The sequence below is a fragment of the Ancylobacter mangrovi genome (assembly GCF_024752355.1).
Taxonomy (GTDB): Bacteria; Pseudomonadota; Alphaproteobacteria; order Rhizobiales; family Xanthobacteraceae; genus Ancylobacter; species Ancylobacter mangrovi.
In genome coordinates this window covers 319,109-334,046 of sequence record NZ_JANTHZ010000003.1, presented here as the reverse complement: position 1 = coordinate 334,046, position 14,938 = coordinate 319,109, and the positions used below count along the sequence as shown (strand labels likewise).

Below are 14,938 nucleotides of genomic sequence, written 5' to 3'. Positions count from 1 at the left end.
AGGTCGGGGCCAAGGCGGCCTCGCTGACCATCATGGTCGGCGGTCCGGACAAGGCGTTCGAGACGGTGAAGCCGCTGTTCGAGAAGATGGGCAAGAACATCACGCTGGTGGGCGGCAACGGCGACGGTCAGACCACCAAGGTGGCGAACCAGATCATCGTGGCGCTGACCATCCAGGCGGTGGGCGAGGCGCTGCTATTCGCCTCCAAGGCGGGGGCGGACCCGGCCAAGGTGCGCCAGGCGCTGATGGGGGGCTTCGCCAATTCGCGGATCCTCGAGGTGCATGGCGAGCGGATGGTGAAGCGGACCTTCGACCCCGGTTTCCGGATCGAGCTGCACCAGAAGGACCTGAACCTGGCGCTGAACGGGGCGCGCCAGCTGCAGATGGCGCTTCCCGCGACCGCGGTGGCGCAGCAGCTGTTCTCGGCCTGTGCGGCCAATGGCGGGGCGGCGTGGGACCACTCGGCGCTGGTCAAGGCGCTGGAGATGATGGCCAACCACACCGTCATGCCCGACGCCTGACGGGCGATCGATTTCACGGACGATGACGACATTCGGGGGCGCTGGACGCCCCCGAAACTTTTTCCGGCGCACGCTCCGCGCCTCGCGCCAATCCAGCGGCCGCCGGCCTTTTCAGCGCTCGGGCCGCGCCGGATCGGGGCGAGTGGCGCGACATATTTCGATATATCTTGATTTACGATATATCGAGATATATATCCCGTCGCATGAAACACACCGACAACGAACACGACGACCACCCTTCCCACGAACCGCACCACCGCCGCGGCCGCCATCGCGGGCACGGCCCCCACGAACACGGTCATCACGAACACGGTCACGACCGTCACGGCGAAGGGCGCCACGGGCGCGGCCCTGGCGGCCCCGAGGGGCCTGACGCCGAACATCACCGCCCGGAGCGTCACGGCCATGGCCGCCGGCGCCATGGCGGCGACCGGGCCTTCAACTATGGCGAGCTGCGGCTGCTGACGCTGGACATGCTCGCCGAGCAGCCGCGCCACGGCTACGAGCTGATGCGCGCCATCGAGGCGCGGATGGGCGGCAGCTACAGCCCGAGCCCGGGCGTGATCTACCCCACGCTGTCCTGGCTGGAGGACATGGGCTATGCCCGCATCGCCGCCGAGGACGGGGGGCGCAAGCGCTACGGTCCGACCGAGGAGGGCACCGCCTTCCTCACCGCCAACCGTGCCGCCCTCGACGCCCTGCTGGCGCGCATCGGCAGTGCTGGCCCCGGCTCCCGGCACGGCGACGTGCCGGACCCGGTGATCGAGGGCATGGACTCGCTGAAGCGCGCGCTGCGCCACCGCCTGCGGCGCGGCGATATCGACGAGGCCGCCGCCGGCACCATCGCCGATGCCCTTAACGCCGCGGCGCAAACCATCGAGCAGAGCTGATGGACGACAGGATCGAGGCCGTCCTCGACGTCTATCACGAGATGATCCGACGCGAGCAGGACGAGCGCGAACGGGAGCGGCGGGGCCATGCGCCCCGCCCTGCCGAGGGCGGGATCGACCGCCGGCTCCTCGCCGTCGGCCCGCAGACCGGCCGCTTCATCAACCTGCTGGCGCGCAGCCTGAGCGCACCGGCCATCCTCGAGCTCGGCACCTCCTACGGCTATTCCGGCATCTGGCTGGCCGAGGCCGCGCGCGCCTCCGGCGGCCGGCTCGTGACGATGGAGGCGAAGGACTACAAATCCGCCTTCGCCCGCGAGATGTCGGCAAAGGCGGGCCTTGCCGAGCATGTCGAGTTCCGCGTCGGCGACGCGGTGGAGATGATCAGCGATCTGCCGGCGGGGCTCGACTTCGTCCTGCTCGACCTGCCCAACCAGCTCTATTTGCCGGCCCTCGAGGCGTTCGCCCCCAAGCTCAATCCCGGCGCCATCATCGTCGCCGACAATATCCGCCCGGGACGGCGGGACGTCGCCGCCTATCTCGACGCGGTGCGCGGCCGGCCCGACATGGCGAGCCTGCCGGTGCCGGTCGGCAACGGGCTGGAGATCAGCCGCTTCAGGGCGTTCGAAAGCTGAGGTAATGCCGCGCGGAAAGGCAAGATTTCCCGGCCGCGTGACCTGCCCCAACGTAGCCCATGTGAACGCGAATTAATGTGACTATGACAGGGTTGCTGGGCAACATCATGCATCGTCAGCGGCGAACACGGTCCCCTAATGTCGGCAAGAGATGACTCCCCTTCGCGCGGTCGAGCGATCGTCCGCTCGCTGCTGCTGCTCGTCGGCCTCGCCGTGCTGGGCGCCGGCTTCTTCGTCTGGCGCGAGAGCGCCGCGCGCGCCGCCGCCCCGAACCCCGCCGCCGCCCGGCAGGCGGCGCCCGTCCCGGTCACGGTGGCCACCGTCGCCCGCCGCGACATGCCGGTGGTGCTGAGCGGCCTCGGTACGGTCCAGGCCTCGCAGACCATCAACATCCACGCCCGCGTCGACGGCACGCTGCAATCGGTCGACTTCACCGAGGGCCAGGACGTCAAGGCCGGCGACGTGCTCGCCAAGCTCGACCCGCGCCTCGCCGAGGCCTCGCTCGGCCAGGCGCAGGCGACCAAGGAGAAGGACACCGCGCAGCTGCGCGGCGCCGAGGCCGACCTCAACCGCTACACCGAGCTCGCGCAGAAGGACTTCGCCAGCAAGCAGCAGCTCGACCAGCAGCAGGCGACGGTCGACCAGCTCAAGGCGACCATTTCCGCCGACGACGCCGCCATCCGCAGCGCGCAGACCACGCTCGGCTACATGACCATCACCGCCCCGGCCGACGGACACATGGGCATCCGCCAGGTCGACGCCGGCAACATCGTCCACGCCACCGACAGCACGCCGATCGCCGTGCTCACCACGCTGAAGCCGGTGGCGGTGGTCTTCACCCTGCCGGAGAAGAACCTCGGCGCGGTGCAGCGGGCGATGGCGAAGGGCCCGCTCACCGTCGTCGCCCGCGGCGAGGACGGCAGCGCGCTCGGCACCGGCACGCTCGCCGTGGTCGACAACCAGATCGACACCAGCACCGGCACGCTGCGGCTCAAGGCGATCTTCACCAACCAGGACGAACGCCTGTGGCCGGGCGCCTTCGTGCATGTCGACCTCACCGTCGACAAGCTGAAGGACGTGCTCGCGGTCCCGGTGGCCGCGGTGCAGCGCGGACCGGACGGGCTGTTCGCCTGGGTCATCGACACCGGCGACAAGGCGACCGTGCGGCCGATCGAGACCGGACAGGTCGCGCGCGGCTTCGCCAAGGTCGAGAAGGGGCTGACGGAAGGCGAGCGCGTCGTCACCGACGGCCAGTACCGGCTGCGCCCGAACGCGCATGTGGCCGCGACCGACGCCGGGCCGAAGGAGGAATTATCCTCGGCCGCCGCGCCGGCGGCGCCGTGAGCGCGCGGCCATGAACATCTCGGCCCCCTTCATCCAGCGCCCCATCGCCACCTCGCTGCTGATGGCGGCGCTGGCGGTGCTCGGCGTCATCGCCTACCAGCTGCTGCCGGTGGCGCCGCTGCCGCAGGTCGACTTCCCCACCATCCAGGTCTCGGCGAGCCTGCCGGGCGCCAGCCCGGACACCATGGCCTCCGCCGTCGCCTCGCCGCTGGAGCGGCGCTTCGGCCAGATCGCCGGCATCACCCAGATGACCTCGACCTCGACGCTGGGGTCGACCTCGATCACGCTGCAATTCGCGCTCGACCGCGACATCGACGCCGCCGCGCAGGACGTGCAGGCGGCCATCACCGCCGCCCAGCGCCAGCTTCCCGACGATCTCTCCACCCCGCCGAGCTACCGCAAGGTGAACCCGGCCGACGCGCCGATCATGATCCTCGCCGCGCGCTCCGACACCATGCCGATCACGGCGGTGGACGACTTCGCCGACAACGTGCTGGCCCAGCGCCTGTCGCAGGTGCAGGGCGTGGCGCAGGTCATCATCGGCGGCGAGCAGAAGCCGGCGGTGCGGGTGCAGCTCGACCCGGCCCGGCTCGCCGCCAGCGGGCTGACCTTCGAGGACGTGCGCTCAACGCTCGCCGATTCCACCGCGCAGGCCGCCAAGGGCGCGATCAACGGCGCGGTGCGCAGCTTCACCATCGCCGCCAACGACCAGATCGTGAAGGCGTCGGACTATGACGACGTGATCCTCGCCTATCGCAACGGCGCGCCGATCCGCGTGCGCGACGTCGGCCACGCGGTGGAGGGCCCGGAGAATGTCGACGTCGCCGCCTGGAGCACCGACAAGCGGGCGGTGGTGCTGCTGGTGTTCAAGCAGCCGGGCGCCAACGTCATCGAGACCGTCGACGCCATCAAGGCGACGCTGCCCAAGCTCGACGGCATCATCCCCGCCGGCATCACCATCGACACCATCGTCGACCGCACCACCACCATCCGTGCCTCGGTGGAGGACGTGCAGTTCACCCTGATCCTGACCATCGCGCTGGTGGTGATGGTGATCCTGCTGTTCCTGCGCAACATCCGCGCGACGCTGATCCCGGCGGTGGTGGTGCCGATCTCTCTCGCCGGCAGCGCGGCGGTGATGTACGCGCTCGGCTTCAGCCTCGACAACCTGTCGCTGATGGCGCTCACCATCGCCGTCGGCTTCGTGGTCGATGACGCCATCGTCGTGGTCGAGAACATCGTGCGCCACATGGAGGAGGGCGAGGCGGCCTATCCGGCGGCTCTGAAGGGCGCGCGCGAGATCGGCTTCACCGTATTGTCGATCAGCATCTCGCTGGTGGCGGTGTTCATCCCGCTGCTGCTGATGGGCGGCATCGTCGGCCGGTTGTTCCGCGAATTCTCGCTCACCGTCACCGCCGCCATCGCGGTCTCGGCGCTGGTCTCCCTGACGCTGACGCCGATGCTGTGCTCGCGCTTCCTCAAGCCCCCGCGCCACACCCATGGCCGGGTCTACCGCTTTGTCGAGGCCGGCTTCGACGGGCTGCTCGGCTTCTACGAACGCACGCTCGCCCTTGCGCTGCGCTGGCGCTTCTTCACGCTGATGGTGTTCTTCGCCACCATTGCGCTCACCGGCTGGCTGTTCGTGGTGGTGCCCAAGGGCTTCTTCCCGACCCAGGACATCGGCGTCATCACCGGCCTTTCCGAAGCGGCGCAGGACATCTCGCCCGACGAGATGAAGCGCGTGCAGCAGGCGCTCGGCGCGGTGATCGCCAGGGACCCGGCGGTGGCCGCCTTCGGCTCGGTGCTCGGCGCCGGCGGGGCGAAGACCTCGAACACCGGGCGCTTCTTCATCGCCCTGAAGCCGCGCGACCAGCGCGACGCCTCGGCGCTGCAGGTCATCAACCGGCTGCGCCCGAAGTTGCAGCAGGTCACCGGCGCGGCGGTGTTCCTGCAGCCGGCGCAGGACATCAATGTCGGTGGCCGCATCTCGCGTGCGCAGTACCAGTACACGCTGACCGACGTCGACCTCGCCGAGCTCGACGAATGGGCGCCCAAGCTGCTGGCCAAGCTGCGCCAGATCCCCCAGCTGACCGACGTCACCAGCGACCAGCAGGGCAGCGCGCCGCAGGTCAAGATCACCATCGACCGCGACCGCGCCGCCCGCTTCGGCATCCAGCCGGCGGTGATCGACGCCACGCTGAACGACGCCTTCGGCCAGCGCCAGGCGACGCAGTACTTCACCCAGCTCGATTCCTACTCGGTCATCATCGAGGCGACGCCCGAGCAGCAGAAGCATATCGGCACGCTGGACGAGATCTATGTGAAGTCGCCGACCACCGGGCAGGCGATCCCGCTCTCCACTCTCGTCAGCCTCGACGCCAAGGCGGTTGGCCCGCTCTCGGTCTCGCACCAGGCGCAGTTCCCGGCGGTGACGCTGTCCTTCAACCTGAAGCCCGGCGTCTCGCTCGGCGAGGCGGTCGCCGCCATCAACACCGCCTCGGCCGAGCTCGGCGCGCCCTCCACCATCGGCGGCAGCTTCCAGGGCAGCGCGCAGGTGTTCCAGAGCGCGCTGGCGAGTGAGCCGGCGCTGATCGCAGCCGCGCTGTTCGCCGTCTACATCATCCTCGGCGTGCTCTATGAGAGCTACATCCACCCGCTCACCATCCTGTCGACCCTGCCCTCGGCCGGCGTCGGCGCGCTGCTGGCGCTGTGGGGCGGCGGCTTCGACCTGTCGGTGATCGGGATCATCGGCATCATCCTGCTGATCGGCATCGTGAAGAAGAACGGCATCATGATGGTCGACTTCGCCATCGCCGCCGAGCGCGAGCGGGGGCTGGGGCCGGAGCAGGCGATCGCCGAGGCCTGCCGGCTGCGCTTCCGCCCGATCCTGATGACGACCATGGCGGCGCTGCTCGCCGGCGTGCCGCTGATGCTGGGAAGCGGCACCGGCGCGGAGCTGCGCCAGCCGCTCGGCTACGCCATGGTGGGCGGCCTCGCGCTCAGCCAGGTGCTGACGCTCTACACGACGCCTGTGGTCTATCTCTACCTCGCCCGCTTCCAGACCTGGCTGGCGAGCCGGGCCGAGGCGGGCACCGGCGCCGGGGCCGGAACCGTGCCCGCCGAATAGCGGCCTCGCTGGCGGCGGCCGGTCAGCCGCGCCGGGCCGGCTTCAGCAGGTCGGCAAGGCCGACCCGGTGCAGCATCTCGGCGCGCAGCCGGTCGAGCACCGCAAAGCCGACATCCGCGCCATCCCCGGTCGGGTCGTAATGGACCCGGAACGGGCGCGTGCCGAAGGGCGCATCCACCACCTCGACGATCCGCCGCGCGACCCCGCCCGCATCCGCGTCCTCCGGCACGATGGCGGCGAAGGCCTGCTGCACCTGCTCGCCGAAGCACTTGTAGGGCCCGGCCTCGTAATCCGCGAGCCGCGCCTCGTCCACCGGCCGGCCGGAATGGGCGAAGTGGTTGGTGCCCTTGGTGAAGGCGCCCGGCACCACGATGGTGGTCTCGATGCCCCAGCGGCTGAGCTCGCGCGCATATTGCACGGCGAGCGCGTCCATCGCCGCCTTGGCGGCGAAATAGGGCGCGAGATAGGGCGGCGTGCCGCCCGCCGAGCTGGAGCTCGACACCCAGACCAGCAGCCCCTGCCCGGCGGCGCGCATATGCGGCAGCGCCGCCCGGTTGACGCGCTGCGTGCCGAGCACGTTGACGTCGTACTGCTCGGCATATTGCTCGGGCGTGAAGCTCTCGGCCGGGCCGAACATCATGTGCCCGGCATTGTGCACCAGCACGTCGATCCGTCCGGCCTCGGCGATGATGCGCTCCACAGCGGCCTCGGTCGACGGCCCGGACTGGACGTCGAGCTCGACCGGGCGGATGTCGGTGTCCGGCAGGACGGCGAGTTCGCCCGCATTGGCGGCGTTGCGGCCGGCGACGTCGCGCATCGAGGCGTAGACGGTGTGGCCGGCGCGGCCGAGCGCTTCGGTGGTCAGGCGGCCGAAGCCGCTGGAGGCGCCGGTGATGAGAATGATCTTTTTCGACATGGCGTCATGCCTTTCCGATCCTGAAATCGTGGGGTTGAGCGGGTGGCGGTGCGGGCGGGATCAGATGATCCCGCCATTGGCGCGCAGCACCTGCCCGTTGATCCAGCCACCATCGGGGCCGGCGAGGAAGGCGACCGTATTGGCGATGTCCTCCGGCTGGCCGAGCCGCTCCAGCGGGGCGAGCTTCGCCAGCGCGTCGACCGCCTGCTGCGGCTTGCCGTCGAGGAACAGCGCCGTGGCAGTGGGCCCGGGCGCGACTGCGTTGACGGTGATGTTGCGCCCGCGCAGCTCGCGGGCGAGCACATGCGTCAGCGCCTCGATGCCAGCCTTGGTGGCGGCATAGACGCCGTAGGTCGGCTGGTAGAGGCCGACCACGCTGGAGGACAGGTTGATGATCCGCCCGCCCTCGCGCAGCCGCCGCGCGGCGAGCCGCATGGTGTTGATCGGGCCCTTGAGGTTGATCGCGATCTGGCCGTCGACCAGCGCGTCGTCGGCCTCGGCGAGGGTGGCGAGGCGCATGACGCCGGCATTGTTGACCAGCACGTCGACGCCGCCGAACGCGGCTTCCGCCGCATCCCACATGCGCGCCACCGCCTGCGGGTCGCTGACGTCGGCCTGCGCGGTCAGCGCGTGCCCGCCGGCCTTCTCGATCTTCGCCGCCAGCGCCTCGGCCTCCCCGGCCCGGCCGGCATAGTTGATCACCACCGTATGGCCGTCGGCGGCCAGCCGCTCGGCGATGGCCGCGCCGATGCCCCGGGACGCGCCGGTCACCAGGGCCACCCTGTTCTCGTTCGACATGGTGCTTCTCCTCTTGCTGCCGCCACCGTGGCGACGCGCCTGATGTGCCATCTGGCGGGTTGAAGATAATCGGGCTAGGATCGCCATTACTGTTCAATATGAACGAACAATCGATCCATGGACCGGCTCGACGCCATGCGCCTCTTCATCCGTATCGTGGAGCGGCGCAGTTTCACCGAGGCCGCGCACGACACCGGCGTGCCGCGCTCCACCGCCACCACCGTGATCCGGCAGATGGAGGAGCGGCTCGGCGTACGGCTGCTCCAGCGCACCACCCGCGCCGTACGCCCGACCCTCGACGGCGAGGCCTATTATCGCCGCTGCCTCGCCATCCTCGACGACATCGAGGACGCGGAGGGCGCCTTCGGCGGCGCCGAGCCCACCGGCATGCTGCGCGTCGATGTGCAGGGAACGCTGGCGCGCCATTTCCTGATGCCGGCGCTGCCCGACTTCTTCGCCCGCCATCCGCGCATCGAGCTGAGCATGAGCGAGCGCGACCACTGGGTCGACCCGGTGCAGGAGGGCGTCGACTGCGTGCTGCGCTACGGCGCGCTGCCCGACAGCGACCTTGTCGCGCGGCGCGTCGCGATGCTCGAGCGCGTCACCTGCGCCACGTCGGGCTATCTCGCCCGCTACGGCATCCCGGCGAGCATCGACGATCTGGCGAACCATCGCCTCGTCGGCATCCGCCGGCTCAGCACCGGCAACCTGGCGCCGGTCGAGTTCCAGGTCGAGGGCGGGCTGCGGCGGGTGGAGATGAAGGCGCCCTTCTCCGTCACCGGGCCGGAGAGCTACCTGCTCGGCGTGAAGCTCGGGCTCGGCCTCGCGCAGGTGCCGCGCTTCCACATCGAGCGCGACCTCGCGAGCGGGGCGCTGGTGCCTCTGCTCGAGGACACGCCGCCGCCCTCCGCGCCGGTCTCGCTGCTCTATCCGCGCAGCCGCCAGCTCTCGCCGAGGGTGCGGGTATTCCTCGAATGGGCGGCCCGCCAGTTCGCCCGGCGCGAGGGGACGGGCGGGCACGAGCCGGCGTGAGGCCCGCGCTCAGATGGTGATGCGCCCCGTCACCAGCCCGTAGAGGCCGAGCACGGCGCCCGCCGCCACCGCGCCGAACAGCAGCAGCTCCGCCGGCGTGAACACCGCGTGGCCGCGCTCCTTCTGCGCGATAGCGAACAGCGCCGTGCCGGGCGCATAGATCACCAGCGACAGCAGCAGGAACTTCAGCCCGCCGGCATAGACCAGCCCGGCGGCGTAGAGCGTCGCCAGCCCCGCCCGCACCAGATCGACCCGCCGCCCGCGCGGTTTGAGCTCGTAGCTCTCTCCGCTCCAGGCGAGCTTCAGCGCATAGGCCGCGACCAGCAGATAGGGCAGCAGGATCATGGAGGAGGTGAGCTTCAGCGCCAGCAGGAACGCCTGTTCGGCGAACAGCGTCATCACCAAGAAGAGCTGGATCAGGATGTTGGTCAGCCACAGCGCGGCGAAGGGCACGCGGTTGCGGTTCTCGGCCGAGAGGAAGGCCGGCATGCTCTCCATCCGCGCCGCCGAGAACAGCACCTCGGCGGCGAGCAGCGACCAGGCGAGATAGGCGCCGAGCACCGAGACGATCAGCCCGATGCTGACGAACACCGCGCCCCAGCGCCCGACCACCGCCTGCAGCACGCCGGCCATGGACGGGTTGCGCAGCGCCGCGAGGTCGGGGCGCAGCAGCACGCCATAGGACAGCATCGTCACCATCACCAGCAGGCACAGCACGCCGAGGAAACCGAGCAGCGTGGCGAGGCCGACATCCTCGCGCCGGCGCGCAAAGCGCGAATAGACGCTCGCCCCCTCGATGCCGACGAACACGAACACCGTCACCAGCATCGTGCCGCGCACCTGCGTGAACAGGCCCTCCCCTTCGAGGCCTGGCCCGCCGAGGAAATTGGCGGCGAAGACGTCCGCCTTGAAGCCGAAGCCGACGAACACCAGGAAGACGAGGATCGGGATGATCTTCGCCACCGTGACGATGGTGTTGAGGCCGGCCGCCTGCTTCACCCCGCGCAGGATCATGAAATGCACGGTCCATACGCCGACCGAGGAGACCGCCACCGCCGCCACCGTGTTGCCGTCGCCGAAGATCGGGAACAGCGCGCCGAGCGTCGACTTGATCAGCACCCAGTAGGACACGTTGCCGAGGCAGCAGACGGTCCAGTAGCCGAGCGCCGAGAGAAAGCCGGGATAGTTGCCGAACCCCGCCTTGGCATAGGCGTAGACGCCGGAATCGAGCTCGGGCTTGCGCCGCGCCAGCGTCTGGAACACGAAGGCGAGCATCAGCATCCCGCCGCCCGCGATGGCCCAGGCGACCAGCGCGCCGAGCCCGCCGGTGACGCGCCCGAAGGTCTGCGGCAGCGAGAAGATCCCCGCCCCGACCATGGAGCCGACCACCATCGCGGTCAGGGTCGGGAGGGCGAAGCTCTGCCGGGCGGGCTCGTTCATCGGGACCTCTGGAGCGGGGAATCGGGCGCGGCCCGCCCGCCCTGCGGCGAGGGTAGCCGCGTGGCGGGTCGGCGGGGAATCGCGCCGGGCGTGGCGCCGTGGACGCCATCAAGCATAGCGCGACGACACGCCGACGCACCCCCGCCGCCGGTTTTCCACCGCATGCACCCTCTTCCGGCGAGGAGAGAGCGCCGCCGCGCTCAGTAGTCGACCGGGTCGCGCACGATCGGGCAGGTCATGCAGTGGCCGCCGCCGCGCCCGCGGCCAAGCTCGGAGCCGTCTATGGTGATGACCTCGATGCCGGCCTTGCGCAGCAGCGTGTTGGCGTAGGTGTTGCGGTCATAGGCGAACACCACGCCCGGCGCGGCGCAGACGAGGTTGGCGCCGGAATCCCACTGCGTGCGCTCGCGCATGTAGTCGTTGCCCCCGGTCTCGACCACGCGGATCTGGTTGAGCCCGAGCGCCTCGCGTACCGTCTCGACCAGGCCCTTGTCCTTCGACAGCTCGATCCCGCCATTGCCGTCCGGCCGGTAGGAGAAGCACTCGATCTTGTCGACGATGTCAGGATAGAGCAGCACGCAGTCGCGGTCGGCGAAGGTGAACACCGTGTCGAGATGCATCGCCGCGCGCAGCTTCGGCATGGCGGCGATGATGACGCGCTCGGCCGCCCCCTTCTCGAACAGCGCCCCGGCGAGCTGGCTGATCGCCTGGCGCGAGGTGCGCTCGCTCATGCCGATCAGCACGTTCCCCTTGCCGATCGGCATCACGTCGCCGCCCTCGAGCGTGGCGAGGCCCCAGTCCTGCGTGGGGTCGCCCCACCATACATTCACCTTGCCGGCGAAGTCGGGGTGGAACTTGTAGATCGAGGTGGTGAGGATGGTCTCCTCGTGCCGCGCCGGCCAGTAGAGCGGGTTCAGCGTCACCCCGCCATAGATCCAGCAGGTGGTGTCGCGGGTGTAGAGCGTGTTGGGCAGCGGCGGCAGCAGATATTCGCTCACCCCCGCCGCGTCGCGGATCAGCGCCAGCGTCTCCCCGCCGATGGTGTCGGGGAACTCGTAGGTCGACAGCCCGCCGATCAGCGTCTCGGCAAGCTGGCGGTTCGGCAGGCCCTCGAGATAGGAGCGCACCTCGTCGACGAAGCCGAGGCCGATCTGGTTGGGCACCACCTGGTGGTCGAGGATCCACGCCTTGGCCTCGGGGATCGCCACCGTCTCGGTGAGGAGGTTGTGCATCTCCACCACCTCGATGCCGCGGTCGCGCATCTTGGTGGTGAAGTCGAAATGGTCGCGCTTGGCGACGTCGACCCACAGCACGTCGTCGAACAGCAGCGCGTCGCAATTGCTCGGGGTCAGGCGCTGGTGGGCGCGGCCGGGGGCGCAGACCATGACCTTGCGGAGCTGGCCGACCTCCGAATGCACGCCGAAGGGGGTTTCCATAGTGAAGGCTCCTGATCCGTCCTGATGTCAGGGAGTGATGAGGCCGGTCGCGAGGCCATAGGCGCCGATGGCGCCGCCGAGCAGGGTGACGGCGAACACGGCGAGTTCGACCGGCGTGAACAGCCGCGCCCGCTGCTCGCGACGGGCCCAGAAATAGAGCACCGTTCCGGGCACGAAGAGCACGGTCACCAGCAGCACGTATTTCAGGCCGGCGGCGACGAACATGAACAGCGTGTAGACCACCGCGATCCAGGCGAAGACCTGGTCGCGACCGCGCTCGCCCGGCGTCGTCTCGTAGCCGACGCCGCTGCGCGCCAGCAGCACGCCATAGCCGGCGACGAGCAGATAGGGCAGCAGCGCGGTGACGCTCGTCATGTCGAGCATGACGTTGAAGGCGTCGCGCGACCAGTAGGTCGAGATCACGAACAGCGAGACCACGATGTTGGTCAGCCACAGCGCGTTGGCCGGCACGCGGTTGCCGTTCTGGGCCGCGAACAGCCGCGGCATGTCGTTGGACCGCGCGGCGGCGAACAGCACCTCGGCGCAGATCAGCGACCAGGCGAGATAGGCTCCGAGCACCGAGACAAGCACGCCGATCGAGATGAACACCGCGCCCCAGTGGCCGACCACCAGCTCCAGCGCGCCGGCGAGCGAGGGGTTGGCGACGCCGGCGATGTCGGCGCGCGGGGCGGTCGCGTAGGGCAGCAGCGTGATCGCCACCATCAGCCCGGTGACGGCGACGAAGCCGAGGATGGTGGCGGTGCCGACGTCGGCGCGCCGCTTGGCGTAGCGCGAATACACGCTCGCTCCCTCGATGCCGAGGAACACGAACACCGTGATCAGCATGGTGTCGCGCACCTGCGCCACCAGCGTCTTCTCCGGCATGCCGACGCCGCCGAAGAAGTTCTCGGAGAACTGGGCGTAGTTGAAGAAATAGATGAAGGCGAGGATCGCCACAATGATCGGCACGATCTTGGCGATGGTGACGATGGTGTTGATGAAGGTCGCCTGCTCGACCCCGCGCAGGATCATGAAATGGAAGGCCCAGATGCCCGCCAGCGAGACGATGATCGCTGTCGCCGAGGTGCCGTCGCCGAACAGGCCCGGGAAGAAGCGGCCCAGTGTCGAGGAGATCAGCACCCAGTAGAAGACGTTGCCGAGGCAGCTTCCCAGCCAGTAGCCGAAGGCCGACAGGAAGCCCATATAGTCGCCGAAGCCGGCCTTGGCGTAGGCGAACACGCCGGAATCGATGTCCGGCCGTTTCTCCGCCAGCGCCTGGAACACCCGCGCCAGCATGTACATGCCGGTGCCCGCGATCGCCCAGGCGATGATGGCGCCGAACGGGCCCGTCGCGGTGGCGAAGCGGCCCGGCAGGTTGAAGATACCGGCCCCGACCATCGAGCCGACGACCATGGCGGTGAGGGTGGGGAGCGGCAGCTTGTCCGCCGAAGGATCGGCCATGTGCGCCTCGTTCGGCAAGGAAGGAGCGTGGTCGGTCCACCTATAGACCAGCGGCAATCACAAGAAATGGGTAACGCATCCCAATTGTTTGCCTGTAATCCCAATTTACGTCATTGTCACGCCGTTCTTCATGCTGCAATTGCGAGAAGATCTGGAATAATTAGTATCAGAGATCGCATGCAATCAACATATGGCCGATTAGTTCGATTCTGATAATTACCCTGCGTAATTATCAGGCCACGCCCGGAAATTCACGTCGTCGCCTAGGCGGCGAGCATGCGCAGCAGGTCGGCGAGGCTCGGCATGTCGGCGCTGGCGAGGCCGGCACCGCGCCCCCCGCCCGGCGGCAGTATGCCGATCCGCCCCGCCTCGCGCGCCGCCTTCGGCGACAGCCCGAACTCCTGCCGGAACGAGCGGCTGAACACCGAGGCGTCGGCGAAGCCCCACTGCTCGGCGATGCGGTTGATCGGCCGCCCGTCCGCCGTGTCGAGCAGGGCGTGGCGGGTCTGCATGAGGCGCTGGCGGCGCACATAGCTCGATATGCCGCCGAGCGGCTCGAACAGCCGGTAGAGCCGCGAGCGCGATACGCCGAGCTCGCGGCAGATCGCGTCCGGGGAGAGGTCGAGCTCGGCCAGCCGGCGGCGGATCAGCCGCCGCGCCCGCTCCAGCAGGGCGAGGTCGATCGGCGCCTGCGCCGCTGCACGCCGGTCGGCGGACGGGCTCGCGCAGGCGGCGACGAAGCAGCGCAGCGCCTCCACCACATGGTCGAGCCCGGCCGGGTCGAGCTCGGGCAGCCGCCGGTCGAGCGCCAGCATCATGTCGGCGAGCAGCGCCCCGGCGGCGCCCTCGAGCGGCACGTCCAGCATCTCGTCGAGCATGGAGGAGGCGAACAGGTCGCGCGGAATGTAGAGCGCGAGCGCGCCGTCGTCGGGCATCTGCGCGGCGAGCGGGCGCGCCAGCGAATGGATGCGCGGGCGCATCGCCGGCTCCCGGTGCACCGCCTGGCCGTCGACGAAGCGGCAGGGCAGGATCACGTACCAGTGGTCGAGAACCGCCCGCTCCCAGTGCTGCCAGCGCAGCGCGTGCCCCCGGCCCGGCAGGGTGGTGCTGGTGAGGACGAGCTTGCCGAGCGGCCAGATCCGCTGCGAGACGTCGAACGCGCCATCGTCGCCGGCGACCGGCCGTATGTCCTTGATCGGCTCATAGGCGGCGCGGAACGCCTCGAACTGGTCGTCCGGGCGCAGGTCCGTGGTTGCGAACAGGATCGGATGCACGAGCTTCGTTCGACCGCTGGCTGCCGCGAAGGCCGGATCGGACCTTCGTCGTACATACGCGCTCGCA

General features: G+C 69.5%; 12 protein-coding genes. 6 read left to right on the top strand and 6 right to left on the bottom strand.

Features of this window, described 5'->3' with window-relative positions; genetic code table 11:
- The 5 genes from NVS89_RS10755 to NVS89_RS10735 all read left to right on the top strand — a co-directional run.
- The coding region (locus NVS89_RS10755; RefSeq protein ID WP_258732704.1) for an NAD-binding protein at positions 1-521 on the top strand (521 nt) is incomplete at its 5' end.
- A 203-nt stretch (positions 522-724) separates the two neighbouring features.
- Positions 725-1,411: a PadR family transcriptional regulator gene (locus tag NVS89_RS10750; RefSeq protein WP_258732703.1), complete on the top strand. Its 687-nt coding sequence runs from the start codon at positions 725-727 to the stop codon at positions 1,409-1,411.
- Positions 1,411-2,043: an O-methyltransferase gene (locus tag NVS89_RS10745; RefSeq protein WP_258732702.1), complete on the top strand. Its 633-nt coding sequence runs from the start codon at positions 1,411-1,413 to the stop codon at positions 2,041-2,043. The genes NVS89_RS10750 and NVS89_RS10745 overlap by 1 nt, the downstream gene beginning before the upstream one ends.
- 138 nt (positions 2,044-2,181) lie before the next feature.
- The gene (locus NVS89_RS10740) at positions 2,182-3,387 is read left to right on the top strand and encodes an efflux RND transporter periplasmic adaptor subunit (protein WP_258732701.1); all 1,206 of its coding nucleotides are present in this window, start codon (positions 2,182-2,184) and stop codon (positions 3,385-3,387) included.
- A gap of 10 nt (positions 3,388-3,397) precedes the next feature.
- Positions 3,398-6,514, top strand: coding sequence for a multidrug efflux RND transporter permease subunit (locus NVS89_RS10735; protein ID WP_258732699.1), 3,117 nt, complete (start codon positions 3,398-3,400; stop codon positions 6,512-6,514).
- A 22-nt stretch (positions 6,515-6,536) separates the two neighbouring features.
- Here the strand turns inward: NVS89_RS10735 and NVS89_RS10730 are convergent, their stop codons facing one another.
- Together NVS89_RS10730 and NVS89_RS10725 are read right to left on the bottom strand one after the other, a co-directional pair.
- A complete protein-coding gene (locus tag NVS89_RS10730; protein WP_258732698.1) occupies positions 6,537-7,430 on the bottom strand; it encodes an SDR family NAD(P)-dependent oxidoreductase in 894 nt (297 codons plus the stop codon).
- A gap of 60 nt (positions 7,431-7,490) precedes the next feature.
- The gene (locus NVS89_RS10725) at positions 7,491-8,228 is read right to left on the bottom strand and encodes an SDR family oxidoreductase (protein ID WP_258732697.1); all 738 of its coding nucleotides are present in this window, start codon (positions 8,226-8,228) and stop codon (positions 7,491-7,493) included.
- Between the two features lie 117 nt (positions 8,229-8,345).
- Between NVS89_RS10725 and NVS89_RS10720 the strand changes: the two genes are divergently transcribed.
- The gene (locus NVS89_RS10720; RefSeq protein WP_258732696.1) at positions 8,346-9,260 is read left to right on the top strand and encodes a LysR family transcriptional regulator; all 915 of its coding nucleotides are present in this window, start codon (positions 8,346-8,348) and stop codon (positions 9,258-9,260) included.
- A gap of 9 nt (positions 9,261-9,269) precedes the next feature.
- Here NVS89_RS10720 and NVS89_RS10715 read toward each other — a convergent pair whose 3' ends face one another.
- The 4 genes from NVS89_RS10715 to NVS89_RS10700 all read right to left on the bottom strand — a co-directional run bounded on the left by NVS89_RS10715 (position 9,270) and on the right by NVS89_RS10700 (position 14,871).
- On the bottom strand, positions 9,270-10,700 hold the full coding sequence (locus NVS89_RS10715; protein WP_258732695.1) for a basic amino acid/polyamine antiporter: 1,431 nt from the start codon (positions 10,698-10,700) through the stop codon (positions 9,270-9,272).
- A gap of 200 nt (positions 10,701-10,900) precedes the next feature.
- A complete protein-coding gene (locus NVS89_RS10710) occupies positions 10,901-12,136 on the bottom strand; it encodes an arginine deiminase (RefSeq protein ID WP_258732694.1) in 1,236 nt (411 codons plus the stop codon).
- A gap of 27 nt (positions 12,137-12,163) precedes the next feature.
- Positions 12,164-13,597, bottom strand: a complete 1,434-nt coding sequence (locus NVS89_RS10705; RefSeq protein ID WP_258732693.1) for a basic amino acid/polyamine antiporter — start codon at positions 13,595-13,597, stop codon at positions 12,164-12,166.
- A 263-nt stretch (positions 13,598-13,860) separates the two neighbouring features.
- On the bottom strand, positions 13,861-14,871 hold the full coding sequence (locus NVS89_RS10700; RefSeq protein ID WP_258732692.1) for a helix-turn-helix transcriptional regulator: 1,011 nt from the start codon (positions 14,869-14,871) through the stop codon (positions 13,861-13,863).
- Between the last annotated feature and the right edge of the window lie 67 nt (positions 14,872-14,938).

Excerpts from the sequence above, each read along its gene's own strand:
- NVS89_RS10710 (WP_258732694.1), bottom strand. The coding sequence starts at position 12,136 with ATGGAAACCCCCTTCGGCGTGCATTCGGAGGTCGGCCAGCTCCGCAAG.
- NVS89_RS10725 (WP_258732697.1), bottom strand. The coding sequence starts at position 8,228 with ATGTCGAACGAGAACAGGGTGGCCCTGGTGACCGGCGCGTCCCGGGGC.
- NVS89_RS10715 (WP_258732695.1), bottom strand. The coding sequence starts at position 10,700 with ATGAACGAGCCCGCCCGGCAGAGCTTCGCCCTCCCGACCCTGACCGCG.
- NVS89_RS10740 (WP_258732701.1), top strand. The coding sequence starts at position 2,182 with ATGTCGGCAAGAGATGACTCCCCTTCGCGCGGTCGAGCGATCGTCCGC.
- NVS89_RS10750 (WP_258732703.1), top strand. The coding sequence starts at position 725 with ATGAAACACACCGACAACGAACACGACGACCACCCTTCCCACGAACCG.
- NVS89_RS10705 (WP_258732693.1), bottom strand. The coding sequence starts at position 13,597 with ATGGCCGATCCTTCGGCGGACAAGCTGCCGCTCCCCACCCTCACCGCC.
- NVS89_RS10735 (WP_258732699.1), top strand. The coding sequence starts at position 3,398 with ATGAACATCTCGGCCCCCTTCATCCAGCGCCCCATCGCCACCTCGCTG.
- NVS89_RS10720 (WP_258732696.1), top strand. The coding sequence starts at position 8,346 with ATGGACCGGCTCGACGCCATGCGCCTCTTCATCCGTATCGTGGAGCGG.
- NVS89_RS10730 (WP_258732698.1), bottom strand. The coding sequence starts at position 7,430 with ATGTCGAAAAAGATCATTCTCATCACCGGCGCCTCCAGCGGCTTCGGC.
- NVS89_RS10745 (WP_258732702.1), top strand. The coding sequence starts at position 1,411 with ATGGACGACAGGATCGAGGCCGTCCTCGACGTCTATCACGAGATGATC.